The sequence below is a fragment of the Agromyces humi genome (assembly GCF_009720255.1).
In the GTDB taxonomy this organism is placed as follows: Bacteria; Actinomycetota; Actinomycetes; order Actinomycetales; family Microbacteriaceae; genus Agromyces; species Agromyces humi.
The window spans coordinates 1-2690 of sequence record NZ_WJSP02000454.1 but is presented as its reverse complement, the minus strand read 5'-3'; the positions used below and the strand labels follow the sequence as shown (position 1 = coordinate 2690).

The 2690-nt window shown below is 72.6% G+C and carries 2 protein-coding genes and 1 pseudogene; 2 read left to right on the top strand and 1 reads right to left on the bottom strand.

Annotation, left to right across the window (positions count from 1 at the left end; genetic code table 11):
- A pseudogene (locus tag GH736_RS20805) lies at positions 1 to 209 on the bottom strand (sensor histidine kinase); the annotation flags it as partial.
- On the opposite strand from GH736_RS20805, the gene GH736_RS20800 reads away from it, so the two are divergent.
- Together GH736_RS20800 and GH736_RS20795 are read left to right on the top strand one after the other, a co-directional pair.
- On the top strand, positions 208 to 1050 hold the full coding sequence (locus GH736_RS20800) for a DUF72 domain-containing protein (protein WP_159606704.1): 843 nt from the start codon (positions 208 to 210) through the stop codon (positions 1048 to 1050). The pseudogene GH736_RS20805 and the gene GH736_RS20800 sit on opposite strands and share 2 nt — an antisense overlap.
- Before the next feature lie 62 nt (positions 1051 to 1112).
- A partial coding sequence (locus GH736_RS20795) for an FAD-dependent oxidoreductase (RefSeq protein WP_159606702.1) occupies positions 1113 to 2690 on the top strand: 1578 nt, incomplete at its 3' end.

Here is a 2690-nt window from a genome sequence, read left to right as displayed (position 1 = left end):
TGCCAGAACCAGCCCGTGGTGCCCGCCAGCGCGATGGACGTCCACGCGATGGTGAGACTCCACGTCACGATGCTCACGATCGGGTTGATGACCATGGTGTGCAGCACGTACAGCCAGTAGGGGCCGTGCTGCGGGTGACGGTCGGCGGGGCGCTCGCCCTCGCCGTGACCTGGGCGATCGGAGCCGCGCTCGGCGTGGCGGTGTGACATGGGGGAGCGTCGGGGGCGCGCGTACGTGGGGATCTCGGGCTGGGTCTACCCGAACTGGCGCGGCGAGTTCTACCCCAAGGGTCTTCGCCAGGCCGACGAGCTCGACTACGCGGCGCGCCACCTCGGCTCGGTCGAGATCAACGGCTCGTTCTACTCGCTGCAGCGTCCGGGGAGCTGGGTGCGCTGGCGCGATGCCGTGCCCGGCGACTTCGTCTTCGCGGTCAAGGGGCCGCGGTACATCACCCACGTGAAGCGCCTCGGCGACATCGACGGCCCCGTGGCCAACTTCTTCGCGTCGGGCCTGCTGGCGCTCGGCGACAAGCTCGGTCCGCTGCTCTGGCAGCTCCCCCCGACGCTCGCGTACGACGAGGCGCTGCTCGACGCGTTCCTCGCGCGCCTGCCGCGCACGCACGAGGCGGCCGCCGCGCTCGCGCGACACCGTGAGCGGCGGATGTCGGGACGATCGTCGTACGCGCTGAGGGCCGCTCCCGAGCGGCCGCTCGAGCACGCCGTCGAGGTGCGGCATCCGAGCTTCGAGGAGCACGTGGACGCGTGGGCGTCGCTGCTGGAGCGGCACGGCGTGGCATCCGTCACCGCCGACACCGCCGGACGCTATCCGCGGATCGACCGCACGACGGCGTCGTTCGGCTACGCGCGCCTGCACGGCGACCGGGAGCTCTATGTGTCGGGCTACGACGACGAGGGACTCGACCGCTGGGAGGCGTGGATGCGGGCGCACCTCGACGCGGGCCGCGACGCCTACGCGTACTTCGACAACGACGTGAAGGTGCGCGCGCCGTTCGACGCGATGGCGCTCATCGAGCGGCTCGCGCGGGCCTGACGGCACTCGCCGGATTCCGGCCGGGCCTCCCCCGCGCGCGACGCATGGGGCACGATGGGGAGATGGGCAAGAAGCAGGGTCCGGTCGTCCCCCATCTCACCGACGCCCAGTGGGATCGGCTGGTGGCGCACGGCGTGCCGGTCGACGTCGCCGTGGGCGACCTGCTGTTCCGCACGGGAGACCGCTGGTACGACCTCATCCTCGTCGAGAGCGGCGCGGTGGAGGTCGTACGCGACGCGCTGCCCTGGGTGGGTGAGACCTCGATCGTCACCCTCGGCCCGCGCACGTTCGTCGGCGAGCTCGGGCTGCTGAACGGCCAGCGGGCGTTCCTGTCGGCGCGCGCGACGGAAGCCGGCCGTATGTACCGTGTCGATCACGCGGCGCTCCAGCGGCTGATGGCCGAGGACGACGAGCTGTGCGACCTCCTGCTGCGCACGCTCTGGGCGCGCCGCGACTTCCTGCGGCGGGGCCCGGCCGCCCTGTCGCTGAAGATCGTCGGCACCCAGCGTTCGGCGGGCGCAACGGCCCTGCGCCGGTACGCCGAGCGCCTCGAGCTCGCGCACACCTGGGTCGATGCCGACGACCCCGAGACGGCGGCCCACATCTTCGAGCACGGCTTCTCGCGCGGCGACCTGCCCGTCGCCATCGTGCAGGGCGAGAACGTGCGCAACGCGACGCCAGGTCAGGTCGCCGAGCTGCTCGGGCTCGCCTACGTGAACGACGACGACACGGCCGCGGACCTCGCGGTGGTCGGCGGCGGGCCCGCCGGACTCGCCGCGGCGATCTACGGCGCCTCGGAGGGGCTCCGCACCGTGCTGCTCGACTCGATCGCCCCCGGCGGGCAGTCGGCGGCGACGTCGCGCATCGAGAACTACCTCGGCTTCCCGTTCGGCGTGAGCGGCGACGCGCTCACCGGGCAGGCCTCGCTGCAGGCCTTCAAGTTCGGCGTGCGGGTGTTCGCCCCGTGCGAGGTCGCGGGGTTGCAGGAGTCGGGCGACCCGCTCACGCTCACGCTCGCCGACGGCCGGCTCGTGCACGCCAGGTCGGTCGTGATCACCACCGGCGCGCAGTACCGCACGCTCGACCTCGACCGCTGGAGCGAGTTCGAGGGTGCCGGCATCTTCCACGCGGCCACGTCGCTCGAGCTCCGGCAGGTCATCGACGCGCCCGTCGTCATCGTCGGGGGTGCCAACTCCGCGGGCCAGGCCGCGCTGTACCTCGCCGCGAACGGCTGCCCCGTGCGGCTGGTCGTGCGCGCCGACGGCCTCTCCTCGCAGATGTCGAGCTACCTCGTCGATCGCCTCGCCGAGGACCCGCGCATCCAGGTGCACACGCGCACCCGGGTGGCGGCTCTGCACGGCGGCGAGACCCTCGAGCAGGTGACCCTCGCGGGCGACACGGATGCCACGGTCGACTGCCGCGGGCTGTTCTGCTTCATCGGCGCACAGCCCGCCACGGACTGGGTCACGCAACTGGAGCGCGACGAGCACGGCTTCGTGCGCACGGGCGACGACGCGCGCGCCTCGGGACTCCATCGGGACTCGACCTGGTGCTCGTTGCTGTGCGGTGCCGCATTCAACGCGGCTGATCCGTCGGCGCTCGAGCCGCTGGCGGCGTGCGTCGTACCGTTCTGCGAGTCG